The organism is Streptomyces sp. NPDC048370 (genome assembly GCF_043200825.1).
Taxonomy (GTDB): domain Bacteria; phylum Actinomycetota; class Actinomycetes; order Streptomycetales; family Streptomycetaceae; genus Streptomyces.
Genome location: NZ_JBICYI010000021.1, coordinates 84,618 through 110,513, shown reverse-complemented (window position 1 = coordinate 110,513; position 25,896 = coordinate 84,618). Strand labels below are relative to the sequence as shown.

At 70.3% G+C, this 25,896-nt stretch carries 27 protein-coding genes; 5 read left to right on the top strand and 22 right to left on the bottom strand.

The annotated features are described in order from the left end of the window. The 8 genes from ACGFYP_RS32750 to glmS form a co-directional block, all read right to left on the bottom strand. Window positions 1–1,176, bottom strand: coding sequence for an alpha/beta fold hydrolase (locus tag ACGFYP_RS32750; protein ID WP_393501380.1), 1,176 nt, complete (start codon window positions 1,174–1,176; stop codon window positions 1–3). Window positions 1,177–1,220: 44 nt separating this feature from the next. Next, on the bottom strand, window positions 1,221–2,369 hold the full coding sequence (gene alr, locus ACGFYP_RS32745; RefSeq protein ID WP_393501377.1) for an alanine racemase: 1,149 nt from the start codon (window positions 2,367–2,369) through the stop codon (window positions 1,221–1,223). 20 nt (window positions 2,370–2,389) lie between these two features. Continuing rightward, complete coding sequence (locus ACGFYP_RS32740) at window positions 2,390–3,418, bottom strand: L,D-transpeptidase family protein (protein WP_393501375.1); 1,029 nt, start codon at window positions 3,416–3,418, stop codon at window positions 2,390–2,392. A gap of 287 nt (window positions 3,419–3,705) precedes the next feature. Beyond that, a complete protein-coding gene (locus tag ACGFYP_RS32735; RefSeq protein ID WP_393501373.1) occupies window positions 3,706–5,148 on the bottom strand; it encodes an NAD(P)H-hydrate dehydratase in 1,443 nt (480 codons plus the stop codon). Between the two features lie 229 nt (window positions 5,149–5,377). Then, window positions 5,378–6,064, bottom strand: coding sequence for a TetR/AcrR family transcriptional regulator (locus tag ACGFYP_RS32730; protein WP_393501370.1), 687 nt, complete (start codon window positions 6,062–6,064; stop codon window positions 5,378–5,380). Between the two features lie 2 nt (window positions 6,065–6,066). Continuing rightward, window positions 6,067–6,765: a hypothetical protein gene (locus tag ACGFYP_RS32725; protein WP_393501367.1), complete on the bottom strand. Its 699-nt coding sequence runs from the start codon at window positions 6,763–6,765 to the stop codon at window positions 6,067–6,069. Between the two features lie 250 nt (window positions 6,766–7,015). Continuing rightward, complete coding sequence (locus ACGFYP_RS32720) at window positions 7,016–7,384, bottom strand: holo-ACP synthase (RefSeq protein ID WP_361965434.1); 369 nt, start codon at window positions 7,382–7,384, stop codon at window positions 7,016–7,018. Between the two features lie 4 nt (window positions 7,385–7,388). Beyond that, entirely contained in the window at window positions 7,389–9,236 is a 1,848-nt protein-coding gene (gene glmS / locus ACGFYP_RS32715) for a glutamine--fructose-6-phosphate transaminase (isomerizing) (protein ID WP_393501364.1), read from the bottom strand. 198 nt (window positions 9,237–9,434) lie between these two features. On the opposite strand from glmS, the gene coaA reads away from it, so the two are divergent. Further along, a complete protein-coding gene (gene coaA / locus ACGFYP_RS32710; protein ID WP_361965438.1) occupies window positions 9,435–10,412 on the top strand; it encodes a type I pantothenate kinase in 978 nt (325 codons plus the stop codon). 87 nt (window positions 10,413–10,499) lie between these two features. After that, entirely contained in the window at window positions 10,500–11,459 is a 960-nt protein-coding gene (locus ACGFYP_RS32705; RefSeq protein WP_393501360.1) for a DUF389 domain-containing protein, read from the top strand. Between the two features lie 48 nt (window positions 11,460–11,507). Here ACGFYP_RS32705 and glmM read toward each other — a convergent pair whose 3' ends face one another. The 4 genes from glmM to ACGFYP_RS32685 all read right to left on the bottom strand — a co-directional run bounded on the left by glmM (window position 11,508) and on the right by ACGFYP_RS32685 (window position 15,902). Next, entirely contained in the window at window positions 11,508–12,866 is a 1,359-nt protein-coding gene (glmM, locus tag ACGFYP_RS32700; RefSeq protein ID WP_393501357.1) for a phosphoglucosamine mutase, read from the bottom strand. Between the two features lie 164 nt (window positions 12,867–13,030). Then, window positions 13,031–13,558: a 30S ribosomal protein S9 gene (gene rpsI, locus ACGFYP_RS32695; protein ID WP_361965444.1), complete on the bottom strand. Its 528-nt coding sequence runs from the start codon at window positions 13,556–13,558 to the stop codon at window positions 13,031–13,033. A gap of 44 nt (window positions 13,559–13,602) precedes the next feature. Continuing rightward, window positions 13,603–14,046, bottom strand: coding sequence for a 50S ribosomal protein L13 (rplM, locus tag ACGFYP_RS32690; protein ID WP_361965446.1), 444 nt, complete (start codon window positions 14,044–14,046; stop codon window positions 13,603–13,605). A 233-nt stretch (window positions 14,047–14,279) separates the two neighbouring features. Next, complete coding sequence (locus tag ACGFYP_RS32685) at window positions 14,280–15,902, bottom strand: ABC-F family ATP-binding cassette domain-containing protein (RefSeq protein ID WP_393501352.1); 1,623 nt, start codon at window positions 15,900–15,902, stop codon at window positions 14,280–14,282. Window positions 15,903–15,958: 56 nt separating this feature from the next. Here ACGFYP_RS32685 and ACGFYP_RS32680 point away from each other — a divergent pair, with 56 nt between their 5' ends. Further along, window positions 15,959–16,960, top strand: coding sequence for a hypothetical protein (locus ACGFYP_RS32680; protein WP_393501349.1), 1,002 nt, complete (start codon window positions 15,959–15,961; stop codon window positions 16,958–16,960). A 25-nt stretch (window positions 16,961–16,985) separates the two neighbouring features. Here ACGFYP_RS32680 and truA read toward each other — a convergent pair whose 3' ends face one another. The 10 genes from truA to secY form a co-directional block, all read right to left on the bottom strand. Then, window positions 16,986–17,840, bottom strand: a complete 855-nt coding sequence (gene truA, locus ACGFYP_RS32675; RefSeq protein WP_393501346.1) for a tRNA pseudouridine(38-40) synthase TruA — start codon at window positions 17,838–17,840, stop codon at window positions 16,986–16,988. A gap of 78 nt (window positions 17,841–17,918) precedes the next feature. Next, window positions 17,919–18,416, bottom strand: a complete 498-nt coding sequence (gene rplQ / locus ACGFYP_RS32670; RefSeq protein ID WP_361965454.1) for a 50S ribosomal protein L17 — start codon at window positions 18,414–18,416, stop codon at window positions 17,919–17,921. Window positions 18,417–18,621: 205 nt separating this feature from the next. Beyond that, a complete protein-coding gene (locus tag ACGFYP_RS32665; protein WP_003966937.1) occupies window positions 18,622–19,644 on the bottom strand; it encodes a DNA-directed RNA polymerase subunit alpha in 1,023 nt (340 codons plus the stop codon). Window positions 19,645–19,791: 147 nt separating this feature from the next. Continuing rightward, entirely contained in the window at window positions 19,792–20,196 is a 405-nt protein-coding gene (gene rpsK / locus ACGFYP_RS32660; RefSeq protein WP_003956432.1) for a 30S ribosomal protein S11, read from the bottom strand. A 66-nt stretch (window positions 20,197–20,262) separates the two neighbouring features. After that, window positions 20,263–20,643 (bottom strand): 30S ribosomal protein S13, encoded by a 381-nt coding sequence (gene rpsM / locus ACGFYP_RS32655; RefSeq protein ID WP_005313488.1) that lies wholly within the window; start codon window positions 20,641–20,643, stop codon window positions 20,263–20,265. A 186-nt stretch (window positions 20,644–20,829) separates the two neighbouring features. Further along, window positions 20,830–20,943, bottom strand: a complete 114-nt coding sequence (gene rpmJ, locus ACGFYP_RS32650) for a 50S ribosomal protein L36 (RefSeq protein ID WP_003956441.1) — start codon at window positions 20,941–20,943, stop codon at window positions 20,830–20,832. Window positions 20,944–21,005: 62 nt separating this feature from the next. After that, window positions 21,006–21,227, bottom strand: a complete 222-nt coding sequence (gene infA, locus ACGFYP_RS32645) for a translation initiation factor IF-1 (RefSeq protein WP_003956442.1) — start codon at window positions 21,225–21,227, stop codon at window positions 21,006–21,008. 198 nt (window positions 21,228–21,425) lie between these two features. Then, entirely contained in the window at window positions 21,426–22,262 is an 837-nt protein-coding gene (gene map, locus ACGFYP_RS32640) for a type I methionyl aminopeptidase (RefSeq protein ID WP_361965457.1), read from the bottom strand. Window positions 22,263–22,358: 96 nt separating this feature from the next. Beyond that, window positions 22,359–23,006: an adenylate kinase gene (locus ACGFYP_RS32635; RefSeq protein ID WP_393501333.1), complete on the bottom strand. Its 648-nt coding sequence runs from the start codon at window positions 23,004–23,006 to the stop codon at window positions 22,359–22,361. Continuing rightward, window positions 23,006–24,325 (bottom strand): preprotein translocase subunit SecY, encoded by a 1,320-nt coding sequence (gene secY / locus ACGFYP_RS32630; RefSeq protein WP_260229390.1) that lies wholly within the window; start codon window positions 24,323–24,325, stop codon window positions 23,006–23,008. Before secY ends, ACGFYP_RS32635 begins: the two co-directional genes overlap by 1 nt. A 347-nt stretch (window positions 24,326–24,672) precedes the next feature. Between secY and ACGFYP_RS32625 the strand changes: the two genes are divergently transcribed. Both ACGFYP_RS32625 and ACGFYP_RS32620 read left to right on the top strand, forming a co-directional pair. Beyond that, on the top strand, window positions 24,673–25,149 hold the full coding sequence (locus tag ACGFYP_RS32625; RefSeq protein ID WP_361965463.1) for a hypothetical protein: 477 nt from the start codon (window positions 24,673–24,675) through the stop codon (window positions 25,147–25,149). 1 nt (window position 25,150) lies between these two features. Next, complete coding sequence (locus tag ACGFYP_RS32620; RefSeq protein ID WP_393501328.1) at window positions 25,151–25,804, top strand: hypothetical protein; 654 nt, start codon at window positions 25,151–25,153, stop codon at window positions 25,802–25,804. Window positions 25,805–25,896 lie beyond the last annotated feature (92 nt).

Here is a 25,896-nt window from a genome sequence, read left to right as displayed (position 1 = left end):
CTAGCTGCTGCCGGCACCCGCCTTGGTCGCCGTCGGCGCGGGCACCGCTCCGACCTTCGCGAGCAGGTCGGCGAGCCGGTCCGTCACGGCCTCGGGGTGCTCCAGCATCACCAGGTGCCCGGCGTCGGGCACGATGACCAGCTCCGCGTCCGGAAGCAGATCGGCGATCGCCTCCGTGTGCGAGCTGGGGGTGACCAGGTCGCGGTCGCCCGCGAGGGCGAGCACGGGCACGTCGAGGAAGGCCGCGAGCGCCGCCGACTTGTCGTGCTCGGCGAAGGCCGGGTAGAACTCGGCCACCACGTCGATCGGGGTCGCCTCGATCATCCGCTCCGCGAAGCGGGCGACGGCCGGGTCCACGTCCCTGGACGAGAACGAGTACTTCTTGATCAGCCCGGCGAACAGGTCGGCCGTGGCCCTGCGGCCCCGCTCGACCAGCTCCGCCTGGGCGCCGAGGGCCTTCAGGACGCCCGGCAGGACCCGCCGCACGGCGTTGACCCCGGCCGAGGGCAGCCCGTAGTTGACCTCGCCCAGCTTCCCCGCCGACGTACCGACGAAGGCGACGCCGACGACCCGCTCGCGGACCAGCTCCGGGTAGCGGTCGGCGAGGGCCATGATCGTCATGCCGCCCATCGAGTGCCCGACCAGGACCAGCGGCCCCTCGGGCGCGGCCGCGTCGATGACGGCCTTGAGGTCGCGGCCGAGCTGGTCGATGGAGACGGGCAGGCCGTCGGGACCGGACTGGGCGTGGCCCCGCTCGGAACGTCCGTGGCTGCGCTGGTCCCAGTAGACGGTACGGACCAGGCCGCGCAGCGCGGCGCGCTGGAAGTGCCAGGAGTCCTGGCCGAGGCAGTAGCCGTGGCTGAAGACGACGGTGACGGGCGCGGGCGCCTTGCGGCCGAAGAGCCTCCGACGGCGGGGGGCGGGCGCGTCGGACTCGACCTCGTCGACCTCGTAGTACAGCGCGGTGCCGTCGTCGGCGAGCGCCTTGCCCGGCGTACCGCGCAGGGAGCCGTAGGGTGCGGTGGCGTCGAGGGCGAGCCGCGCCTTCTGACGCATGCCGCGCCCGACGGTGAGCCGCTCGACGGCCACGCCTGCCGCCGCGCCCGCGGCGAGGACGCCTATCGCGGCACCGGCGAGCCCGGCACGCCGCCAGTTGTCGGTGCTGGACTCGCTCACGAGGCTCCCCTGTTCGCTAGCTGCTGACGCTTACGGGTTCTTGCTCATCCGTTCACATAGACGCGCGGAACGCGCGCGCCGATGCGGGTGACGATCTCGTACGCGATGGTGTCGGCGGCCTGGGCCCAGTCCTCGGCGGTCGGCTCGCCCCGGTCGCCGGGCCCGAAGAGCAGCGCCTCGGCGCCGGACTCGACGGCGTCGCCTCCGAGGTCGACGACGAACTGGTCCATGGCGACCCGCCCGGCCACCCGCCGGATCCGGTCGCCGACCAGGACGGGGCCGCGGCCGGAGGCGTGGCGCGGGATGCCGTCGGCGTACCCGAGCGGAATCAGTCCGAGGGTGGTCTCGCTCGGGGTCACGTAGTGGTGTCCGTAACTGACCCCGTGCCCGCCCGGCACCTGCTTGACGAGCGCGACGCTGCCGATGAGGGACATGACGGGCCGCAGCCCGAAGTCGGCGGAGGTACCGACTTCGGGACTGGGTGACACTCCATACATGGCGATGCCGGGCCGGACGAGGTCGAAGTGGGCCTCGGGCAGGGTGAGGGTGGCCGGGGAGTTGGCGATGTGCCGGACCTCGGGCTCGACGCCGGCCTTCTCGGCGTAGTCGAGCATCGAGCGGAAGACGTCGAGCTGGGAGGCGATGGAGGGGTGGCCGGGCTCGTCGGCGCAGGCGAAGTGCGACCAGAGTCCGGTGACGGTGACGAGTCCGTCCTTCTGGGCCTTGAGGGCCTCGCCGACCAGTTCGGGCCAGTCGGCGGGCTGGCAGCCGTTGCGGCCGAGGCCGGTGTCGGCCTTGAGCTGGATACGGGCGGGGCGCCCGGTCTCCCGCGCGGCCTGGACGACCTCGCGCAGGGCCCACATCCCGCTGACGGCCATGTCGAGCCCGGCCTCGATGCCGTCGGCCCAGGGGTCGCCGGGGGTCCAGAGCCAGCACAGGATCCGCGCGTCCGTGATCCCGGCGGCGCGCAGCGCGAGCGCCTCGTGGGGGGTGGCCGTGCCGAGCCATTCGGCGCCCGCTTCGAGCGCGGCGCGGGCGCAGCGGACGGCGCCGTGGCCGTACGCGTCGGCCTTGACCACGGCCATCAGCTGGACGCGGGGGGCGACACGGGCACGCAGCGTGCGGACGTTCGCACGCAGCGCACCGAGGTCGATCTCGGCGCGGGCTCTGCGGGGCGGCGGTGTCTCAGTCATCGCGCCCAGTCTCTCAGGTGTCAGCGTTCGGGCCGCTTTCCCCAGATGTAGACCCGGTCACCCTTGCGCAGCACGTCCCAGAGTTTCTTGGCGTTGGCGTGGCTCAGATTGACGCAGCCGCGGCTGCCGGTGGGCGTGGCGAGCTGGCCGTAGACGGCGTGGAAGGCCTGGCCGCCGTCGAAGAACTGGGAGTAGGGCATGGGGGTGTTGTAGAGGGACGACCAGTGGTCCTTGTTGCGCCAGTAGATCGTCTTCCAGCCGGTACGGGTGCGGTACCCGGGCCGCCCGCTACGCATGTTCACCACGGGGAAGGTGACCTTCTGCTTCTTCTGCACCCACATGAGCTCGCGGTCGAGGTCGACGCAGACGACGGTGTACGTCTTGACCGGGCACTTCCCGGCGGCGTTGGGGTTCTTGCGCGCGGCGAGCAGCTCGGCGCGGGCCCAGGTGACGGGCCCGGCGTAGCCGGCGGCGGGCTTGATCTTCTCCTTGACCTGGAAGGCGCGGATGGCCTTGCAGTCGGCGGCGGACTGCTTGCCGTCGACCTTGAGCTTCAGCAGCTGCTCGACGCGACGCTGGTGGGGCCCGGCGAGCGCGGTGCAGGCGGCGGCGAGCGCACTGCGCGGCATGTACTCGACCAGCTCGTCGACCACCTCCTCAGGCTCAGGCACGGGCACGACGACCCCGTCCTGAGGAACGGGCGGCAACACCTGATCGGGCGTATCCATGGGGTACTCGGCCCGCCCACCCCCTTCGACACCGGGGACGAGGGGCTCGGAGGGGACGGGTTCGGCGGCGGGGGCGGGTTCGGAGGGGACGGGGTGGGCGGCGGGGGCGGGCGCGGCGTCGCTGGGGACGGGGGGTACAGGGTCGCCGGGGGCGGGCGCTGTCGCGGGTTCGGCGGGCGCGGGTTCGGAGCGCGCCGGTTCGGCGGGGGTACGGGCGGCGAGCGCGGGGGCGGAGGCCGATGCGGTCGGCGTCAGCGGAAGGGCGGCTGCGGCGACGAGCAGCAACGTCACGGCACGGGAGGGCGCGGTCCATCTGATCACCCCTCCACCCAACCCGCCCCCTGCGCCGCCCGCCCGCCCAACCCCACGCCTGGTCCAACGGGTTCCGCCAACCGGGGGTCGACGGCACCCGACACCACGCCTGCGGCGCGAATGCTGCCGGGCCTGCGCCGGCGGGCCGAACGAAGCCGGGGCAGGGGCACCCACCTTCCTCCCGCGCGCGGCGCGAAGCTGCCGCGTCCCCGCGGGGGTCCGGGGGCCGCAGGCCCCTGGATCAGCGTGTCCCCCCGGCCCCGGCAGGGTTTCGGGAAGGGGTGGGGTGGGGGGAACTACCCCGTCACCACGTCCTGCCACGCCCCCGGCAGCGCCTCCGCCACGTCGCCCGCCACGATCGGCGCGCCGCCCGACGCGCGCCGGGCCGCGAGGCCGTGGAGGTACGCGGCGGCCGAGCCCGCGTCCCGCGCCCCGAGGCCCGCCGCAAGGAGCGAGCCCGCGAGGCCGGACAGCACGTCCCCGCTCCCCGCCGTCGCCAGCCACGACGTGCCCGTCGGGTTCACCCGTACCGGACCCGTCGCCTCCGCCACCAGCGTCGTCGAGCCCTTCAAGAGCACCGTCGCCCCGAACCGCCCCGCCAACTCCCGTACCGCCGCGAGCCGCTCCGCCTCCACCGACTCCCGCGAGACGCCCAGCAGCGCCGCCGCCTCGCCCGCGTGCGGGGTGAGCAGGGTCGGCGCCGTGCGCTCCCGTACCGCCGTCGCGTCGAGGTCCCGCAGCCCGTCCGCGTCCACCAGGACCGGTACGTCCGAGGCGAGGACCTCCGCCACCCCCGACCGCTCGTCGCCGAGGCCGGGCCCGACGACCCACGCCTGGACCCGCCCCGCCTTCCTCGGCGCCTCCGGCGACCCCGTGTGCACCAGCGTCTCCGGGTGGCGCGCGATCACCGCCGCCCCCGCCGGCCCCACGTACCGCACCGCCCCCGCCCCGCCCCGCAGCGCGCCCGTCACCGCGAGCACCGCCGCGCCCGGGTACCGCGCGGAACCGGCCACGACACCGACCACACCCCGCCGGTACTTGTCGCTCTCCGCGCCCGGCACGGGCAACAGCCGTGCCACGTCCTCGTGTTGCAGCGCCTCGATGTCCGGCACCGACGGCAGGACCTCTCCCAGGCCGATGTCCACGAGCCGCAGCGCCCCCGCGTACTCCCGCGCCGGGTCGATCAGGAGCCCCGGCTTGTACGTCCCGAAGGTCACCGTCGCGTCCGCCCGCAGCGCCTCCCCCGCGACCTGCCCGGAGTCCGCGTCCACCCCGCTCGGCAGGTCGACGGCGACCACCACCGCGTCCGAGCCGCGCGCCGCCCGCGCGACCGGGACCGCGTCCGGCCGCAGTCCGCCCTGCCCGCCGATGCCGGTGATCCCGTCGACGACGAGATCGGCGACGGCGAGCGCCTCGAAGGGGTCCTCCGTCACCCGCCCCCCGGCGCGGAGCAGCGCGGCGAGCCCTCCCTCGTGGGCCCGCGCGCCGAGCAGGACGGCCGTCACACCCGCCCCGCGCCGCGCGAGCCGCACCCCCGCGTAGAGGGCGTCGCCCCCGTTGTCCCCGCTGCCGACGAGCAGGACGACCCTCGCCCCGTACACATGGCCCCGGCCGAGCAGCGAGAGGCACGCGGCGGCGAGCCCCGCCGCCGCCCGTTGCATGAGCGCGCCCTCGGGCAGCGCCGCCATCAGCTCGGCCTCGGCGGCCCGTACGGTCTCCACGCGGTAAGCGGTACGCATGCCCGCAGTCTGCCGCACATGCCAAGCGCCGTCCCGGAGGCCAGGGTTGACGCCCCCTCAAGATTCTACTTAGGGACCCCATCCCGACCCCACACCGACCGAGACGGTCTCGGCCCCCACCGGAGGCCACACCGACGCCCGCCCCGGCACCCACGGAGCCGACCGGTACCCCGCCTCCTCCTCCGCCGCCGCACCGACCGGCACCCCCAGGCAACTCGGCTCGGCTACGTCACGACGACGTCTGGGTCTTGAGCCCCTCAAGGATGAGGTTGAGGCCGAAGTCGAGGGCGGGACGGACATCACCGTCGTCCTCCACAGCGCCCTTGGCCATCAGGGAGGAGAGGGTGGGAAAACGATCAGGGCGGACGACCTGGGCCAACAGGTCTCCGTAGTCGGAGCCGGACGGGACGATCTCGGTGGCGATCCGGGCCAGGTCGCGGACGGCGCTGGAGACGAACACGGCGGTGGCGACCAGGTTCTCGGCCGCGAGGCCGGAGCGGGCCAGAGGCCGCAGAAGGGCCTCGAACCAGGTCAGCTCGTTCGGGCCGGTCGGGGCCCCCGTGGTGGTGACCCGCAGCGTCCAGGGATGCGCGAGGTAGAAGTCCCATGCCGCGTCGGCCCAGTTCAGGATCTCGGCGCGCCACTCGTCCCCCGAAGGCGCGGGCGGGTTGCCCATGGCCTTGTCGGCCATCAGGGCGACCAGCTGATCCTTCCCGGGGACGTGCCGGTAGAGGGCCATCGCGCTGTAGCCGAGTTCGCCGGCGACCCGCTGCATCGACACCGCGCCCAGGCCCTCGGCGTCGGCCAGCGCGATGGCGGCCTCGACGATGCCGTCGACGCTGAGGGAGGACCGAGAGCGCTCGTTCGCCTCCCACAGAAGCCGGAAGGTAGTCGCCGCGCTCTTGTCCGCTGACACTTCTACCGCCGAATCTCCGAGGTCACTCCCGGTCGCCCAGCATAGTGGCGGGCGTTCGGCCGTCGGAGCAGAGCGATGCCGACCGCGAGGACCCAGTAGGCGTAGAGGCTGGCGATGGTCGCCGTGGTGCCCCAGCCGTTGGAGCTGAAGAACTGTCCGGTGTCGTTGCCGAAGTACAGCGACGGGACGAACGCGAGATTGATCAGGGCGATGGCGTAGGCCGACCGCGCGGCCCACCGGCCCAGCAGTCCGCACCGTACGGCGGCGTACCCGGCGGCCACCAGGAAGACCGCCGTGAGGATGCGGCCGATCGAGCCGTACAGCAGATAGGAGCCCTCGGCGGTGATGGTCGGATCGACCGGCTCCTCGGCGGCTATGACCTCCCCGGCCTGCAGGGAGTGGGCGACGAAGGTGACCGCGATGTAGGCCAGTGCCGCGCCGTGGGCGAGGTCCGCGACCCAGCCGCAGGCCGGGTCGGCCCGGCGGACGAGTTCGCGAACCCCTGCGACGAAGCCGAGGAACAGGACGAGAACGACGAGGCTGAGCAGGATGCGGGTCAGGACGTTGGAGTCGGGCGGCGCTCCGTCGTGGACGAAGTAGAGCGGCACCTCGATGACCTGCAGGACCGTGAACGCCACACCGGTCGCTCCGGTGAACCCGCGCAGCGCGATGCCGTCCGAACGCAGAGCTGTATACGTCATAAGCAAAAGTATATGCCATATACGAATAGCCGACAGGGTGCCGCCGATCAGCAGGAGACCGGCGGCAGACCAGCAGGGTTCAGAAGAAGACCGGCGGAAGGCCGGCAGAGTCCGGAAGAAGACCGGCGGAAGGCCGGCAGCCTTGAGGCCGGAGGGCTCGCGCACTCAGCCTTGAGGCCGGAGGGCCCGCGCACTCAGCCTTGAGGCCGGAGGGCCCGCGCCCTCAGCCTTGAGGCCGGAGGCCCGCGCCCTACCCCTCCGCGATCACCACCGCCGACGCCACCCCCGCGTCATGGCTCAGCGAGACGTGCCAGTGCCGGACGCCCAGCTCCGCCGCCCGCGCCGCCACCGTGCCCCGCACCCGGAGCCGGGGCTGGCCGGTGTCCTCGACGTAGACCTCCGCGTCCGTCCAGTGCAGGCCGCCGGGCGCGCCGAGCGCCTTCGCCACCGCCTCCTTCGCCGCGAAGCGCACCGCGAGGGAGGCGGTGCCGCGCCGCTCGCCGCTGGGCAGCAGCAGCTCCCGCTCGACGAAGAGACGCCGGAGCAGCCCCGGCGTCCGTTCGATCGACGCGGCGAAGCGGTCGATCTCCGCCACGTCGATGCCCACCCCGATGATCATTTGCTCACTCCACGGTCACAGATTTCGCCAGGTTCCGCGGCTGGTCCACCTCGTTGCCCCGCGCGGTCGCGAGTTCGCAGGCGAAGACCTGCAGCGGCACGGTGGAGACCAGCGGCTGAAGCAGCGTAGGCGTTGCCGGGATGCGGATCAGATGATCGGCGTACGGAACGACCGTCTCGTCGCCCTCCTCCGCGATCACGATCGTCCGCGCCCCCCGCGCCCGGATCTCCTGGATGTTGGAGACGATCTTGTCGTGCAGGACCGACCGCCCGCGCGGCGACGGTACGACGACCACCACCGGCAGGTCCTCCTCGATGAGCGCGATCGGCCCGTGCTTCAGCTCGCCCGCCGCGAAGCCCTCGGCGTGCATGTACGCGAGCTCCTTCAGCTTCAGCGCGCCCTCCAGGGCCACCGGGTAGCCGACGTGCCGGCCGAGGAAGAGCACGGTGTCCTTGTGGGCGAGCGAGCGGGCCAGGGCCCTTACCGGCTCCATCGTCTCCAGGACCCGCTCGACCTCGTCGGCGATCCGGGCGAGCTCACGGATCACGGCGTGGATCTCGTCGCCCCACTTCGTCCCCCGCACCTGCCCGAGGTACAGCGCGAGCAGATAGCAGGCCACCAGCTGCGTCAGGAAGGCCTTCGTGGACGCGACGGCGACCTCCGGCCCCGCGTGCGTGTAGAGAACGGCATCGGACTCGCGCGGAATGGTCGACCCGTTCGTATTGCACACGGCCAGCACCTTCGCACCCTGCTCGCGCGCGTGCCGCAGCGCCATCAGCGTGTCCATCGTCTCGCCCGACTGCGAGATCGCGATGACCAGCGTCCGCTGGCCGAGGATCGGATCGCGGTAGCGGAACTCGCTGGCGAGCTCGACCTCGCAGGGGATCCTGGTCCAGTGCTCGATGGCGTACTTCGCGATCATCCCGGCGTGGAAGGCCGTACCGCACGCGATGATCACGATCTTGTCGGCCTCGCGCAGCACCGCGTCGGGGATGCGCACCTCGTCGAGCCGGAGCCGTCCCTCCGCGTCGATGCGGCCGAGGAGCGTGTCGGCGACGGCCTTCGGCTGCTCGGCGATCTCCTTGAGCATGAAGTAGTCGTAGCCGCCCTTCTCGGCGGCCGAGGCGTCCCAGTCCACGTGGTACGCCCGTACGTCGGCGGGGGCACCGGCGAAGTCGGTGACCTCGACGCCCTCCCGGGACAGCTTCACGACCTGGTCCTGGCCCAGCTCGATCGCCGCGCGGGTGTGCGCGATGAACGCGGCCACGTCGGAGGCGAGGAAGAACTCCCCCTCGCCGACGCCCACCACGAGCGGCGAGTTCCGGCGGGCCCCGACGACGACGTCCGGCTCGTCCGCGTGCACGGCGACCAGGGTGAACGCCCCGTCGAGCCGCCGGCAGACCAGCCGCATCGCCTCCGCCAGGTCCCCGCAGGAGGAGAACTCCTCGGCGAGCAGATGGGCCACGACCTCGGTGTCCGTCTCGGACGCGAGATCGTGGCCGCGCTCCTCCAGCTCGGCCCGCAGGGCGGCGAAGTTCTCGATGATCCCGTTGTGGACGACGGCCACCCGCCCCGCGTTGTCGAGATGCGGGTGCGCGTTGGTGTCGGTCGGCCCGCCGTGGGTGGCCCAGCGGGTGTGTCCGATGCCGGTGGAGCCGCTCGGCAGCGGCCGGTCCACCAGCTCCTTCTCCAGGTTGACGAGCTTGCCCGCCTTCTTCGCCGCGGCCAGTCCCCCGTCGGAGAGCACCGCGACGCCGGCCGAGTCGTAGCCCCGGTACTCGAGCCGCTTCAGGCCCGCGATCACCACATCAAGCGCCGACTGCCCGCCGACGTATCCCACGATTCCGCACATGGCGGCAGCCTACGACCGAAAGCGGGCGGAGGGCCGGACTCGGCCAAGCTTCACGGCCTGCGCGTCGATGACAGCCGTCCGCGGCTCCTCGCCCGCGGGGCTGCTCACGACGACGGCTCCACGGCCGCCGTTCCACCGCTGCCGCCACGTGACCGAGCCCACGACCCACAACGACCCCACAACCCCGACAATGGCGGGGTGATCACTTCGCCGCCACGAAGCCAGCGCCGGCCACCCGAGGCCACGCCCTACGTCGACCTCACCCGGGACGAGTGGAGCGCGCTGCGCGACAAGACGCCGCTGCCGCTCTCCGCCGAGGAGGTCGAGCGGCTGCGCGGTCTCGGTGACGTCATCGACCTGGACGAGGTCCGGGACGTCTATCTGCCGCTGTCCCGGCTGCTCAATCTGTACGTGCAGGCCACCAGCGGGCTGCGCGGGGCGCTCAACACCTTCCTCGGCGAACGGGCGGAGCAGCGCGGTACGCCCTTCGTCATAGGAGTCGCCGGCTCCGTCGCCGTCGGCAAGTCCACCGTGGCCCGTCTCCTCCAGGCGCTGCTCGCCCGCTGGCCCGAGCACCCGCGCGTGGAGCTGGTCACCACCGACGGCTTCCTCTATCCGATGGAGGAGCTGAGGGCGCGCGGCCTGATGTCCCGTAAGGGCTTCCCGGAGTCGTACGACCGCCGGGCCCTGACCCGGTTCGTCGCCGACATCAAGGCGGGCAAGGACGAGGTCACCGCACCGGTCTACTCCCACCTCATCTACGACATCGTGCCGGGCGAGCGGCTCGTGGTGCGCCGCCCCGACATCCTGATCGTGGAGGGGCTCAACGTCCTGCAGCCGGCGCTGCCCGGCAAGGACGGCCGGACGCGGGTGGGTCTCGCCGACTACTTCGACTTCTCGGTCTACGTGGACGCCCGGCCCGAGGACATCGAGCGCTGGTACCTCAACCGCTTCCGCAAGCTGCGCGAGACGGCGTTCCAGAACCCCTTCTCGTACTTCCAGCGCTACACCCAGGTCTCCGAGGAGGAGGCCCTGGACTACGCCCGCACGATGTGGCGGACCATCAACAAGGTGAACCTGCTGGAGAACGTGGCGCCGACACGCGGCCGGGCGACTCTCGTCGTACGCAAGGGTCCTGATCACAAGGTGCAGCGCCTGAGCCTCCGTAAGCTCTGAGCCTCGTCAAGGTCTGAGCCTCCGTGAACTCTGAGCCTCGTCAAGGCCTGAGCCTCCGTCAGCTCCGAGTCTCCGTAAGCTCTGAGGATGCTGCATCTGCGGATCATCACCCCGTCCGTCCGCACGGACGCCGTGCTCGCCCTGATCGACCGGACCGTCGGCACCACCCACCTCGCGGTGCTCAAGGACGTCGCGCGCGAGCCCGCGGGCGACATCGTCATGGTCGACGTGGCCCGCGAGGCCGGTGACGAACTCCTGCGCGGGCTACGCGAGTTGGACATCGACAAGGTCGGTTCGATCGCCGTCGGGCACATCGACCTCTCGATCTCCGACCGCGCCGAGAAGGCGGAGGAGGAGGCGCCGGGCGAGGCGGCCGACGCCGTTATCTGGGAGCAGGTCAGCGAGACCGCCCAGGAGGAGTCGACCCTCACGATCACCTATGCGGCCCTGATGATCGTGGCGACGATGATCGCGGCCTGCGGTGTGGTCCTGGACAACGCGATCCTGATCGTGGGGGCCATGGCCGTCGGCCCCGAGTTCGGCCCGCTCGCCGGGATCAGTACGGGTCTGGTGCGGCGCGACCCGAGGGGCGCCTTCCGCTCGCTGGTCGCCCTGTTGGTCGGGTTCGCCGCGGCGATCGTGGCGACGACCCTGTTCAGCCTGGTGATGGACGCCATCGGCCAGTTCGAGAAGAGCATGCTCGACGCACCGCGCCCGAACACCGGCTTCATCTTCCAGCCCGACCCGTTCTCTTTCGTCGTGGCGCTCCTCGCGGGCGTGGCCGGCGTGGTCTCGCTGACGTCGTCGAAGGCGGGGGTCCTTGTCGGCGTGGCGATCTCGGTGACGACCGTCCCCGCGGCCGCGAACGCCGCCGTGGCCCTCAGCTACGGCGATCTGAACCAGATGTGGGGCTCCGCCGAGCAGTTGCTGCTCAACCTGGGCGGCATCATCGTCGCCGGCGTCCTCACGCTCATCGCCTGGAAACTGGTGTGGCGCACCCAGCGGGGTCGGATGACCCGCCCGCCGGGTGCGCCACGGAAGTTCTAAGCAGCTCAGGAGCTCAGGAGCTGCTGAAGCACCAAGGTTGCCTGTCGACTAGCCGAGCGCCGACTTCACCACGTCGGCCAGGCGGCCCGCCACTGACCGCGCCTGCTCGATGTCGGCGGCCTCGACCATCACGCGGACGAGCGGCTCGGTGCCCGAGGGGCGGAGCAGCACGCGGCCGGTGGTGCCCAGCTCACGCTCGGCGTCGCCGACCGCGGTCGCCAGCTCGGCCGAGGTCTTCACCCGGGACTTGTCGACGTCGGGCACGTTGATGAGGACCTGCGGCAGCCGCTCCATGACGCCGGCCAGCTCCGCGAGGGACTTGCCGGTGGCCGCGACCCGCGCCGCCAGCATCAGACCGGTGAGGGTGCCGTCGCCGGTGGTGGCGTGGTCGAGCACGATGACGTGCCCGGACTGCTCGCCGCCGAGCGCGTAGCCGTGCTCCTTCATGGACTCCAGGACGTACCGGTCGCCGACCGCCGTCTGCACCATCTGCAGCCCCTCCCGCTCCATGGCGAGCTTGAAGCCGAGGTTGGACATCACGGTCGCGACGACGGTGTCGCCGCGCAGCGTCCCGGCCTCGCGCATGGCGAGCGCCAGGACGGCGAGGATCTGGTCGCCGTCGATCTCCTCGCCGGACGCGTCCACGGCGAGGCAGCGGTCGGCGTCACCGTCGTGGGCGATGCCGAGGTGGGCGCCGTGCTCGACGACGGCGGCCTTGAGCAGGCCGAGGTGGGTGGAGCCGCAGCCGTCGTTGATGTTGAGGCCGTCGGGGTCCGCGCCGATCGTGACGACCTCGGCGCCGGCCCGGGCGAACGCCTCGGGCGACACGCGCGAGGCCGCGCCGTGCGCCTCGTCGAGGACGACCTTGAGCCCGTCGAGCCGGTTGGGAAGGACGGCGATGAGGTGGGCGACGTACTTGTCGAAGCCCTCGTCGTAGTCACGGACCCGGCCGACGCCGGAGCCGGTCGGCCGCTCCCACGGGGCGCCGGTGCGGTGCTCCTCGTAGACGGACTCGATCCGGTCCTCCAGCTCGTCGGCGAGCTTGTGGCCGCCGCGGGCGAAGAACTTGATGCCGTTGTCGGGCATCGCGTTGTGGCTGGCCGAGAGCATCACACCGAGGTCCGCGCCGAGCGCTCCGGTGAGGTACGCCACGGCGGGGGTGGGCAGGACACCGACGCGCAGGACGTCGACACCCGCGCTCGCGAGGCCCGCCACGACGGCGGCCTCCAGGAACTCTCCCGACGCACGGGGGTCACGCCCGACCACCGCGGTCGGCCGATGGCCCTCGAAGGTCCCCGCCTCGGCGAGCACGTGCGCCGCCGCGACCGACAGGCCGAGCGCGAGCTCCGCCGTCAGATCCGCGTTCGCCACACCGCGCACACCGTCCGTGCCGAAGAGTCGTCCCACAGCTGTCCTCCGAAACTGCTCCGAAAAGTGCGATCCCCTGAACGCCTGATGCCCGTTTTCACGTCAGAGCTGCCCGAAAGGGCCCAGGGGGAGGAAAAGACGTACGCCCCGGCAGCACGGGCAGTGCCGCCGGGGCGTACGTGCAAAGCAGACCGAGCAGGCGATTAACGCTTGCTGTACTGCGGGGCCTTACGGGCCTTCTTGAGACCGGCCTTCTTGCGCTCGACCGCACGGTCGTCGCGGGAGAGGAAGCCGGCCTTCTTCAGCGCCGGGCGGTTGTTCTCGACATCCGCCTCGTTCAGCGCACGGGCCACACCGAGACGCAGGGCGCCGGCCTGGCCGGAGACACCGCCACCCGCGATGCGGGCGATGACGTCGTAGCGGTTGTCGAGCTCGAGCACCTTGAAGGGCTCGTTGACTTCCTGCTGGTGGACCTTGTTCGGGAAGTAGTCCTCGAGCGTACGCCCGTTGATCTTCCACTTGCCGGTGCCCGGGACGATCCGGACGCGGGCGATGGCGTTCTTGCGACGACCCAGGCCGGCGGCCGGCTGCGGGTCACCGAAGCGGGACGCCAGGGACTCGGTGGTGTACTCGCCCTCGACGGGAACCTCGGACTCGAAGGTGGTGACCTCCGCGTAGGTCTCCTCGCCCTCGACGCCCTCGACGGGGTTCTCAACAGTGGTCTCGGCCACGATTCTCCTCAGATTTCTTTCGTTCTTAGGGGGTGTGGCCGGAACTACTGCGCGACCTGGGTGATCTCGAACGGGACCGGCTGCTGAGCAGCGTGCGGGTGGTTCTCGCCCGCGTAGACCTTCAGCTTCGAGAGCATCTGACGGCCCAGGGTGTTCTTGGGGATCATGCCCTTGATGGCCTTCTCGACGGCCTTCTCGGGGTTCTTGTCCAGCAGCTCGTCGTAACGGACGGAGCGCAGACCACCCGGGAAGCCGGAGTGGCGGTAAGCCAGCTTCTGGGTCTTCTTGTTGCCGGACAGGTGGACCTTGTCAGCATTGATGATGATGACGAAGTCGCCCATGTCCATGTGGGGGGCGTAGACGGGCTTGTGCTTGCCTCGGAGGAGGTTCGCAGCCGTCGTCGCCAGACGGCCCAGGACAATGTCCTGCGCGTCGATGATGTGCCACTGGCGCGAAACATCGCCGGGCTTGGGGCTGTACGTACGCACTTCGTAGCCTTCGCTTCTTCAGTGGATGGAGTCCAGACACACCTGAAGCGATCATGCAGCTGGGGCCTGCACTGCCGGGACACCGCCCGTATGCGAGCCACTGGTAACTGCTCCAGGGAACCTGCGCAAGGGCCCTTCGTGCGAGCACGACGAAGCCAATACGCATAACAAACCGCAACACTACCCGCGCCACCCCGGACGGGTCAAAACGCGCCGACGCCACCGCGCTGCCCCTACCGCGCCCGCTCCACCCGCCGCTCGTCCCAGACCGGCTCGCTCGTCTCCCGGACGACCCCGTCCGAGCCGAAGACCAGATACCGGTCGAAGGTCTTCGCGAACCACCGGTCGTGCGTCACGGCCAGCACCGTGCCGTCGTACGACTCGAGACCGTCCTGCAGCGCCTCCGCCGACTCCAGGTCCAGGTTGTCCGTCGGCTCGTCGAGCAGCAGCGCCGTCGTGCCGGAGAGCTCCAGGAGCAGGATCTGGAAACGGGCCTGCTGCCCGCCGGAGAGCTTCTCGAAGGGCTGGTCCCCCTGCCCCTCCAGCTCGTACCGCCGCAGGACCGACATCGCCCCGCCCCGGTCCTTGGCGTGCTCCGTCCAGAGGATGTCCACGAGGGAGCGCCCCTGGAGCTCCGGGTGCGCGTGGGTCTGGGCGAAGTGGCCCGCGACGACCCGCGCGCCCAGCTTCCAGTCGCCCGTGTGCGCCACCGACGGATCCCCGGCGAGCAGCCGCAGGAAGTGGGACTTGCCCGACCCGTTCGAGCCGAGGACGGCGACCCGCTCCCCGTAGAAGATCTCCAGCAAGAACGGCTTCATCAGACCGGTCAGCTCAAGGTTCTCGCAGGTCACGGCCCGTACGCCGGTCCGGCCACCGCGCAGCCGCATCCGGATGTCCTGCTCGCGCGGCGGCTCCGGCGGCGGTCCTGCCTCCTCGAACTTCCGCAGCCGGGTCTGGGCCGCCGCGTACCGGGACGCCATCTCGTGGCTGACCGCGGCCGCCTGCCGCAGGTTGACCACCAGCTTCTTCAGCTGGGCGTGCTTCTCCTCCCAGCGCCGCTTCAGCTCCTCGAAGCGGGCGAACCGCTCCCGCCGCGCGTCGTGGAAGGTCTCGAAGCCGCCGCCGTGCACCCAGACGTCAGAACCGGCCGGGCCCGGCTCCACCGCGATGATCTTCTGCGCGGCCCGGGCGAGCAGCTCCCGGTCGTGCGAGATGAAGAGCACGGTCTTACGGGTCTCCCGCAGCCGCTCCTCCAGCCACCGCTTGCCGGGGACGTCGAGATAGTTGTCCGGCTCGTCGAGGAGCAGCACCTCGTCCGTGCCGCGCAGCAGCGACTCCAGGACGAGCCGCTTCTGCTCGCCGCCACTGAGCGTGCGGACCTCACGGAACTGCGCCTTGTCGTACGGGACGCCCAGGGCGGCCGTCGTGCACATGTCCCAGACGGTCTCGGCCTCGTACCCCTGGACCTCGGCCCAGTCGCTGAGCGCCTGCGCGTACGCCATCTGCGCGGCCTCGTCGTCGACCGTCATGATCCGGTGCTCGGCCGCGTCCACGGCCTTCGCGGCCTCCCGGATGCGCGGCTGGGCGACCGAGACCAGCAGGTCACGGACCGTACGCTCGTCCCGGACCGAGCCGACGAACTGCGGCATCACGCCGAGCCCGCCGCTCACCGTGACCGAGCCGCCGTGCGGCTGGAGCTCGCCGGAGATCATCCGGAGCAGTGTGGTCTTCCCGGCGCCGTTGGCCCCGACCAGGGCGACGACGGCGCCCTCCCCGACCCGGAAGGAGGCGTCGGCGAGCAGGACCCTCCCGTCGGGAAGGTAGTACTCCAGATGCGCGGCCTCGACATGTCCCATGAGGGGCATTGTCGCCGCCCGCACCGCTCGGCCCCAACCGGTTTAGGATGCGCGGCATGAGCTTTGGGGGACCGCAGTGGCCGCAGGAGCCGCAGCAGCCGGGTCAGCAGCCTTTCGGACAGCAGCCCGGCGGGCAGCCGGCACAGCAGCAGTACGGGCAGGGGTACGGCCGGCAGGGACAGCAGGGACAGCAGCCGAATCAGCAGCAGGGCCCGCCGTTCGGCGGGCAGCCCAGCCCCTTCCCGGGGGCCACGACGGACGGGACACCCGACTGGGGTGCCCTCGCGGACGCCTCCGCGGCCGGCCGTCGGCGTAAGCGCTGGCTGGTGATCGGCGGCGGGGCGCTCGCCGCCCTCGTCGTCGGCGCGATCGTCGCCACGGCGGTCGTGAAGAGCAACAAGACCGACGACCCGGCGAAGAACGGCACGGTCACCCCCACCGGCTCCGCCGCCCCCACCGACGCCCCCACCCCCGGCCCGTCGTTCTCCTCCGTCGCGCCGCCGCCCCCGCCCAACCCCAAGGACTTCATCTCGGACGAGAAGAAGGACAAGGCGCCGCTCAGCGCCGAGGGACTCTTCCCCGGCAAGAAGCTGACGATGAACAGCCGCGCCTACACCAAGGGCGCCACGTCCTCCACGACGAACTGCGCGAGCGTCGCGCAGGGCGGACTCGGCGCGGTCCTGACGAAGAACGGCTGCGACCGCGTCATCCGCGCCACCTACGTGAAGGACGGGGTCGCCATCACGGTCGGCGTGGCCGTGTTCCCGAACGAGGCGGCGGCGCTGAAGGCGAAGAACCAGGCCACCGGCGGTATCGCCCCGCTGGCGGGGGCGGGCGTGAAGGACTTCTGCCGCGCGACCGTCTGTCTGCGCCGGGCGAACTCGATCGGCCGGTACGCGTACTTCACCCAGGCCGGATTCCTCGACGGCAAGAAGGTCACCACGTCCGACCAGGCCGTCTTCCGGGCCAGCGACGACCTGGGCACCTTCGCCTTCAACCAGATCTACGCCCGCGGCAAGTCCCAGGCCTCCGCCGCGGCCGGGGCCCCCGGGGAGTGACCGGAGGCGCCCGGACGGCGCCTGATCAGCAGCAGCCGGCGCCCGGCAGCGTGCGCCTGTTCCTGGCCTCCCGGTTCCGGGCGGCCAGGAGCTCGTCGGCCGGGTAGCCGACCTCTTCGAGGGTCAGACCGTGCGGACGTACGACGTGCACCGCCGAGTCCCGCACACCCGCCGCCAGGACCTTCGCGGGCCAGTCCACCGGGCGGTGGCCGTCGCCGACGAAGAGCAGCGCGCCGACGAGCGAGCGGACCATGTTGTGGCAGAAGGCGTCGGCCTTCACGGTCGCTTCGAGGACGCCGCCGGGCCGCCGCTCCCACCGCAGCTCCTGGAGCGTACGGATGGTGGTGGCGCCCTCGCGCTTCTTGCAGTACGCCGCGAAGTCGTGCTCGCCGACGAGCCGCTCGGCGGCCGCGTTCATGGCGTCCATGTCGAGCGCCCAGTCGTGCCACAGGACGTGGCCGCGCAGCAGCGGGTCGACCCCGCCGGGGTTGTCGGTGACGCGGTAGGCGTAGCGGCGCCAGATGGCCGAGAAACGCGCGTTGAAGCCGCTGGGGGCCTCGGTAAGCCGCCATACCCGTACGTCGTGCGAGAGCCGCCCGGCGAGCCGCCGCAGCAGCTTGTCGCGGTGCTCGGCCCACAGCTCCACGGGCAGGTCGACGTGCGCGACCTGGCCGCGGGCGTGCACACCGGCGTCCGTGCGGCCTGCGACGGTCAGCTCGTACGTCTCCGTGGAGCGGGTCACCGTCTTCAGGGCGTCCTCGATGTCGCCCTGCACGGTCCGCCGCCCGTGGGCCTGCTTGGCCCAGCCGGAGAAGTCCTTGCCGTCGTAGGAAAGGTCAAGCCGTACCCGTACGAATCCGGGCTGCACGTCGTCACTCACGCGGTAAATCCTCTCAAGACACGGGAACGGGCCCGCACCCCTGAGGGTGCGGGCCCGCCCACGAGATCGTCAGAACGCTTACGCGTCCTTCGACTCCTCGGCCGGCGCCTCGGCGGCGTCCTCGACCTTGGTGTCCTCGACCTTGGCGGCCTCGTCGGCCTCCTTGACGGCGCGCTTCGCGGCGGCCTCGGCCTCGGCGACGGTCGCCTTCTTGGCGATCTCGCCCTCGACCAGCTCGATCACAGCCATCGGGGCGTTGTCGCCACGACGGTTGCCGATCTTGGTGATACGGGTGTAGCCACCCGGGCGCTCGGAGTAGCGCGGGGCGATCTCGGTGAAGAGCGTGTGGACGACGCCCTTGTCCGTGATCGTCTGCAGCACCAGGCGACGGTTGTGGATGTCGCCCTTCTTCGCCTTGGTGATCAGGCGCTCGGCGACCGGACGCAGGCGGCGAGCCTTGGCCTCGGTCGTGGTGATGCGGCCGTGCTCGAAGAGGGACTTCGCCAGGTTGGCGAGCAGCAGACGCTCGTGAGCGGCACTGCCACCGAGGCGGGCACCCTTGGCGGGACGCGGCATGGTGTTTCTCCTTGTGATCTGCACCGGCCGTATGAGGTACCGGTGTCAGTGTCCGAGCGGGCGGTCGCCCGTCGGAGATCCGGGCTGCCCCCGTAGGGGGCGCCCGGAAGGGGCGCGGGGGCGGAGTCAATGTGCGGCTCCGCCGCGCGGCGCGATCAAGCACAGCGCACCCGCACCCGAGTACGGACCAGGAAGGCCCGAGCTCTTAGTACTGCTCGGTCTCGACGAAGCCCGCGTCCGCGTCGTCGTCGGCGCCGAAGGCGTCGGCGGCGGCGGTCGGGTCGAATCCGGGCGGGCTGTCCTTGAGGGCCAGGCCCATGCCGGCCAGCTTCGCCTTGACCTCGTCGATCGACTTCGCACCGAAGTTGCGGATGTCGAGCAGGTCGGCCTCGGAGCGCGCCACGAGCTCACCCACGGAGTGGATGCCCTCACGCTTGAGGCAGTTGTACGAACGAACGGTGAGCTCGAGCTCCTCGATCGGCAGCGCCAGGTCGGCGGCGAGGGCGGCGTCCGTGGGGGACGGGCCCATGTCGATGCCCTCGGCGTCGATGTTGAGCTCGCGCGCCAGACCGAACAGCTCGACCAGCGTCTTACCGGCGGACGCCATGGCGTCGCGCGGCCGCATGGCCTGCTTGGTCTCGACGTCGACGATCAGCTTGTCGAAGTCGGTGCGCTGCTCGACACGGGTCGCCTCGACCTTGTACGTGACCTTGAGCACCGGCGAGTAGATGGAGTCGACCGGGATACGGCCGATCTCCTGGCCCACCTGCTTGTTCTGCACGGCGGAGACGTAGCCGCGACCGCGCTCGACGGTCAGCTCCATCTCCAGCTTGCCCTTGCCGTTGAGCGTGGCGAGCACCAGGTCGGGGTTGTGCACCTCGACACCGGCCGGCGGGGCGATGTCAGCAGCGGTGACCAGGCCGGGACCCTGCTTGCGCAGGTACATCACGACCGGCTCGTCGTGCTCCGAGGAGACGACCAGCTGCTTGATGTTCAGGATGAGGTCGGTGACGTCCTCCTTGACGCCCGGCACGGTGGTGAACTCGTGCAGGACACCGTCGATCCGGATGGACGTGACAGCCGCGCCCGGGATCGAGGAGAGGAGCGTACGGCGGAGGCTGTTGCCGAGCGTGTAGCCGAAGCCCGGCTCCAGGGGCTCGATGACGAACCGCGAGCGGAACTCGTCGACGACCTCTTCGGTCAGCGAGGGACGCTGAGCGATCAGCATGGTGTGAATCCTTCAGTCGTGGACGCCCACTATTTGACGCCCGACGGGTACTACCTCTTGCAAGGGTACGGGCGGCACGCCTCCGAAGAGCCGTACCGCCCAACCCTCAAACCAACCGTTGCCGGTCGTACCTCTGACGCGAGAGCGTCAGACGCGACGACGCTTCGGCGGACGGCAGCCGTTGTGCGGCGTGGGGGTGACGTCCTGGATCGAGCCGACCTCGAGGCCGGTGGCCTGGAGGGAGCGGATCGCGGTCTCACGGCCGGAGCCGGGACCCTTGACGAAGACGTCGACCTTGCGCATGCCGTGCTCCTGCGCGCGGCGAGCGGCCGACTCGGCGGCCATCTGCGCGGCGAACGGGGTGGACTTGCGCGAGCCCTTGAAGCCGACGTGGCCGGCGGAGGCCCAGGAGATCACGTTGCCCGAGGGGTCCGTGATCGAGACGATCGTGTTGTTGAACGTGCTCTTGATGTGCGCGTGGCCGTGAGCGACGTTCTTCTTTTCCTTGCGGCGCACCTTCTTGGCAGCGCCCTGACGACCCTTGGGGGGCATCTATTACTCCTACGGGAGGTGGTCGGTCCTACAGCGAAGACCGCTTGGTCAAGCGTCCGCTGAGGACTACTTCTTGCCCGGCTTCTTCTTACCGGCGATGGCGCGACGCGGGCCCTTGCGGGTACGGGCGTTCGTGCTGGTGCGCTGACCGTGCACGGGCAGGCCACGACGGTGGCGGATGCCCTGGTAGCACTGGATCTCGATCTTGCGGCGGATGTCGCCCTGGATCTCGCGGCGGAGGTCACCCTCGGTCTGGAGGTTGGCGTCCACGTACTCGCGGATCTTGACGAGGTCCTCTTCGGCCAGGTCACGAACGCGGGTGTTCGGGTTCACGCCGGTCGAGGCGAGGATCTCCTTGGACCGGGTACGCCCGATACCGAAGACGTAGGTGAGTGCGATCTCCACACGCTTTTCGCGCGGGATGTCAACACCGGAAACGCGTGCCATTCAATGGCTCCTGTGTGTTCGGGGGTCTTCCGCAGAACCGCTCCCCATTCGCCGTATGAGGTACGAATCGGGTCTCCGGCCCCCGCCGGAGGTGCCGCCGACCCTTGCGGGCTGGGCGGGCTCTGCGTATGTACGTTTTGCTTGCGTCGCGCGAAGAACTGCGGGGTGCAGGTCGGTCGGCGTGCGTCAGCCCTGGCGCTGCTTGTGGCGCAGGTTGTCGCAGATGACCATGACCCGGCCGTGACGGCGGATCACCTTGCACTTGTCGCAGATCTTCTTGACGCTCGGCTTGACCTTCATGGGATGTGAGGTTCTCCGGGTCAGTGCCACCACCCGCGGCGGAGCCGGGGTGCGGGCAAGATCTACTTGTACCGGTAGACGATCCGGCCACGCGTCAGGTCGTACGGAGAAAGCTCCACCACGACCCGGTCGTCCGGAAGGATACGGATGTAGTGCATCCGCATCTTGCCGGAGATGTGCGCGAGGACCTTGTGACCGTTCTGGAGTTCCACCTTGAACATGGCGTTCGGGAGGGACTCGATCACGGTGCCCTCGATTTCGATGGCACCTTGCTTCTTGGCCACGCTTCGCCTTTCGAATCGGCTACCTTGATCGACTCTCGATCCGTGTGCGGGCACACGGGTACACGAGAGCCGACGCATCAGTCTACGTCAGGCCCCTGGAAAAGACGAATCCGGAAAGTTTGCCCACCCCGAGCAGCGTCTAATCAGCCGCTACCGCGGCGGGCCTTACGCAAGGAGCCACGCCGCAGTACGCCCCGGCTACGCCAGCGGGTCCGGCGCCGCCACGACACCCAGCTCCGCGAGCTTCGCCTTACCGCCGTCGGGGGCCGTCAGGACCAGCGGGCCCTCCTCCGTGAGGGCGACCGAGTGCTCCCAGTGGGAGGACCAGGTGCCGTCGGTGGAGACGACCGTCCAGTCGTCCGCGAGGACCTCCGTGTGCGGGGTGCCGAGCGCGACCATCGGCTCGATCGCCAGGCAGAAGCCGGGGACCAGCTTCGGGCCCTTGCCACGCTTGCGGGAGACGTAGTTCAGCAGGTGGGGGTCCATGTGCATCTCGGTGCCGATGCCGTGGCCGCCATAGTCCTCGACGATGCCGTACTTGCCGCCGCCGGGCTTCGGCTGGCGGCGGATGTACGTCTCGATCGCACGCGAGATGTCGACCAGCCGGTTGCCGAGCTTCATCGCGGCGATGCCGGCCCACATCGACTCCTCGGTCACCCGGGAGAGCTCGATCAGCTCCGGGGCGTGGCCCGAGCCGACGAACGCCGTGTACGCGGCGTCGCCGTGCCAGCCGTCGACGATCGCGCCGGCGTCGATGGAGATGATGTCGCCGTCCTTGAGGACGGTCTTCTCGTCCGGGATGCCATGGACGACGACCTCGTTCACCGAGGTGCAGATCGTCGCGGGGAAGCCCCCGTACCCGAGGAAGTTCGACTTCGCGCCGTGGTCGGCGATCACCTTGCGGGCGACCTCGTCCAGGTCCTTCGTCGTGGCGCCCGGCACGGCGGCCTCGCGGGTCGCCGCGTGGATGGCGGCCACGACCAGCCCCGCCTCACGCATCTTCGCGATCTGCTCGGGGGTCTTGATCTGCACCATCGTGGCGGGGGCCTTTCCTTACGAGTACACGGGACAGAACAACGATACGGCCGCGGCGCCCCCAGGGGCACCGCGGCCGTATCGAACGAACCAGGGTTACTTCTTGAGCGCGGCCATCGCCTTCGCGGTGACCTCTTCCACCTTGCCGAGCGCCGAGATCGTCACGACCAGGTTCTGCGCCCGGTAGTAGTCGATGATCGGCTCGGTCTGCGTGTGGTAGACCTCCAGGCGCCGGCGGACCGTCTCCTCGGAGTCGTCGTCGCGCTGGAAGAGCTCGCCGCCGCAGACGTCACAGACGCCCTCGGTCTTCGGAGCGTTGTACGTCAGGTGGAACACGTGCGCGCTGTCGTTGCGGCAGATGCGGCGACCCGCGATCCGCTTCACGACCTCGTCCTCGGGGACCTCCAGGTCCAGGACCGCGTCCAGCTGCATGTCCTCGGCCTTGAGGACCACATCCAGCGCCTCGGCCTGGGCCACGTTCCGCGGGAAACCGTCGAGCAGGAAGCCGTTGACGGCGTCGGGCTGCTCCATGCGGTCCTTGGCCATCCCGATGGTCACCTCGTCGGGCACGAGGTCGCCGGCGTCCATGTACGCCTTGGCCTTCATGCCCAGCTCCGTGCCCTGCGAGATGTTGGCACGGAACAGGTCACCGGTGGAGATGTGCGGAATGTCCAGGTTCTTGGCAAGGAACGCGGCCTGCGTACCCTTGCCGGCCCCGGGCGGTCCGACGAGGACGATTCGCATCAGCGGAGGAACCCTTCGTAATTGCGCTGCTGGAGCTGGCTCTCGATCTGCTTCACGGTCTCCAGCCCGACACCCACGATGATGAGGATGCTCGTCCCGCCGAACGGGAAGTTGGCATTGGCACCGCCGAAGCCTGCCAACGCCATCGTCGGCACAAGAGCGATCAGACCCAGATACAGCGAGCCCGGCCAAGTGATCCTGTTGAGCACGTAGCTCAGGTACTCGGCAGTAGGTCGACCAGCCCGGATACCCGGGATGAAGCCACCATACTTCTTCATGTTGTCCGCGACTTCCTCGGGGTTGAACGAGATCGCCACATAGAAGAAGGCGAAGAACACGATCAGAAGGAAGTACGTAGCGATGTAGTAGGGGTGGTCACCCTTGACGAAGTGGGCTTCGATCCAGGTCTTCCACCCCGCGGTGGAGCTCGAGAACTGGGCGATCAAGGCCGGGATGTATAGCAGCGACGAGGCGAAGATGACAGGAATCACACCTGCCTGGTTCACCTTGAGAGGGATATAAGTGGACGTTCCGCCGTAGGACCTGCGGCCGATCATCCGCTTCGCGTACTGCACGGGGATCCGGCGCTGGGCCTGCTCGACGAAGACCACGAGACCGACCATCGCGAACCCGACGAGGATCACGGTGCCGAACTCGATCCAGCCGTCGGCCAGGTCACCCTCGACCTTGATCTTCCACAGCGCGCCCGGGAAGCCGGCGGCGATCGAGATGAACATCAGGATCGACATGCCGTTGCCGATGCCGCGGTCGGTGATGAGCTCACCGAGCCACATGACGACGGCCGTACCGGCGGTCATCGTGATGACCATCGTGGCGATGGTGAAGATCGACGGGTCCGGAACGACCTGGTTGGCGACCGTGCAGCCGCTGAACAGCGCACCGCTCTTGGCCGTGGCGACGAGGCCGGTGCCCTGGAGGACGGCGAGGGCGATCGTCAGATAACGCGTGTACTGCGTGATCTTGGCGGTGCCCGACTGTCCCTCCTTCTTGAGGGCCTCGAGGCGGGGGATCACCACGGTCAGCAGCTGCAGGATGATGCTCGCCGTGATGTACGGCATGATGCCGAGCGCGAAGATGGTGATCTGCAGCAGCGCCCCGCCGGAGAACATGTTCACCAGGCCGAACAGGGAGTTGTTGCCCTGGCTCGCCTGGTCCACACACTGCTGGACGGCCTGGTAACTGACACCGGGGACGGGGATGTGTGCCCCGAGCCGGTACAGCACGATGATGCCGAGTGTGAAGAGCAGCTTCTTGCGCAGGTCGGGCGTCTTGAACGCCCGGGCGAACGCGGTGAGCACGGTGCCTCCTGCGACCCCCGCGTTACGCGCGTGAGGGTGACGGTTTGTATGTGAGCAATTACAGAACACGGCAGCCTCACGCAACAAGCGCAGACTGCCGGGGAAGCTAACAGCCGCTACCATACCCGCCCCCACAGCCAGCGGGAAACGTCTCACAGGCACGTCAACGCCGCACCGCTCGCGGGTGACCCTCCGGTTGGCGCACATCCGACTTTCGTCGGGTGCGGATCCCGACCAAGAGCCGTGATGACACGGCATCCCACCCTCAGAAGACTGTTCGAGCGGTTCCGGACCGACCGGCCGGTAACCGCTCGTCGCACCGACCATCGCTCTGGGGGATCCCACCTGTGAAGAAGTCACTGACCGTCGCGGGCGCCGCGTGCGCCGCACTCCTGATGGGCACGGCCACCGCAACGGCCCAGACCGCCACCGCGCCGACGCCCGTTCGACCGGCCGCCGCACCGGAATCCGCCGCACCGCAGGCCGCACCGCAGGCCGTCGCCGCGGGCTGCTACCTCGCCGTCTACACGCCGTGGAAGGAGAACATGGCGTCCACCGGCAGGAGCGACCACGCCCGCGGCAAGTACGCGACCGTGAACAACTGCAGCGGCTGGTACAACACCGCGCTCCTGCAGTACCACCGCTGGGACGGCTGGAACCGCATCGCCGGTACGGAGTGGGTCGGCAACCGCGGCACCAGCTACCTCCAGTGGAAGTGCCAGGGCAAGGGCACCTTCACGTACCGCACGAAGGGCTCCGTCCGCGGTGGCAGCCCGGCCCGTGTCGGCTGGGCCACCAGCCAGGAACGCCGCTTCACCTGCTGACGTGAAGCCCGCATGGACGGCCCTCGCGGGCTGTGTCGCGGTGACGGCCACGATCGTGGCCGTCACCGTCGGCGCGTCCTACGCGGAGGGGAGCGCCGGCGACGACCGCCCGACCGAGGCGTCCGTCGCCCGTATCGAGTTCACGGAGGCGGTACCGCTCGACGCCGACCAGTCCGTGATGTCGAGCCGCAAGGTGGAGATGTTCGCCGAGCACCGGGGCGACGCGGTGAGCAGGCTCCACTTCGTCATCACCCTCGACGGACGCGTGGCGGAGGAGCGCCTCTGGCGCGCCGACCGGCCCGGGTCCATCACCGCCCGGAACTGGCAGTCCTGCACGACCGCGGAGGAGCCCACCCCCGCACCGAGGCCGGACAGCCTGGACGTGATCCTGCGGGGATACTTCGGCCCCCGTGACGTCCCCCGTGACGCGAAGAAGGTCGCCGGCGGCGGGAGTCGCTGGGAGACCCCCACGGGGATGATGATCATGGCCTACACCGACCTGGGCGGCCCCTATCCGGACCGGATCGTCGAGATCAAGGGGCCGGACGGCTCGATCGGCTCCACGATCAGCGGCACCCGCGTGAGTGAGCACTCCGCCCTCCCGGAGTGGCGGGCGGGATGGCCGGCCTGTCGCCCCTCCACCGGGGCGTCCTGAACCGGAAGATCAGGTACTGCTCAATTTGCTGTGAACGTGCAACCGGCGTCGATACAGTCGTGATCACCCAGGGGGGCGGGAGCCGGGGGAAC

Coding starts and splice junctions, on each gene's coding strand:
- glmS (WP_393501364.1), bottom strand. CDS start 9,236: ATGTGCGGAATCGTGGGATACGTCGGCGGGCAGTCGGCGCTTGATGTG.
- ACGFYP_RS32720 (WP_361965434.1), bottom strand. CDS start 7,384: ATGATCATCGGGGTGGGCATCGACGTGGCGGAGATCGACCGCTTCGCC.
- ACGFYP_RS32725 (WP_393501367.1), bottom strand. CDS start 6,765: ATGACGTATACAGCTCTGCGTTCGGACGGCATCGCGCTGCGCGGGTTC.
- rpsM (WP_005313488.1), bottom strand. CDS start 20,643: ATGGCACGCGTTTCCGGTGTTGACATCCCGCGCGAAAAGCGTGTGGAG.
- ACGFYP_RS32635 (WP_393501333.1), bottom strand. CDS start 23,006: ATGCGAATCGTCCTCGTCGGACCGCCCGGGGCCGGCAAGGGTACGCAG.
- ACGFYP_RS32665 (WP_003966937.1), bottom strand. CDS start 19,644: ATGCTGATCGCTCAGCGTCCCTCGCTGACCGAAGAGGTCGTCGACGAG.
- ACGFYP_RS32680 (WP_393501349.1), top strand. CDS start 15,959: ATGAGCTTTGGGGGACCGCAGTGGCCGCAGGAGCCGCAGCAGCCGGGT.
- ACGFYP_RS32705 (WP_393501360.1), top strand. CDS start 10,500: ATGCTGCATCTGCGGATCATCACCCCGTCCGTCCGCACGGACGCCGTG.
- alr (WP_393501377.1), bottom strand. CDS start 2,369: ATGACTGAGACACCGCCGCCCCGCAGAGCCCGCGCCGAGATCGACCTC.
- ACGFYP_RS32735 (WP_393501373.1), bottom strand. CDS start 5,148: ATGCGTACCGCTTACCGCGTGGAGACCGTACGGGCCGCCGAGGCCGAG.
- rpmJ (WP_003956441.1), bottom strand. CDS start 20,943: ATGAAGGTCAAGCCGAGCGTCAAGAAGATCTGCGACAAGTGCAAGGTG.
- ACGFYP_RS32685 (WP_393501352.1), bottom strand. CDS start 15,902: ATGGGACATGTCGAGGCCGCGCATCTGGAGTACTACCTTCCCGACGGG.
- rpsK (WP_003956432.1), bottom strand. CDS start 20,196: ATGCCCCCCAAGGGTCGTCAGGGCGCTGCCAAGAAGGTGCGCCGCAAG.
- map (WP_361965457.1), bottom strand. CDS start 22,262: ATGGTGCAGATCAAGACCCCCGAGCAGATCGCGAAGATGCGTGAGGCG.
- rplQ (WP_361965454.1), bottom strand. CDS start 18,416: ATGCCGCGTCCCGCCAAGGGTGCCCGCCTCGGTGGCAGTGCCGCTCAC.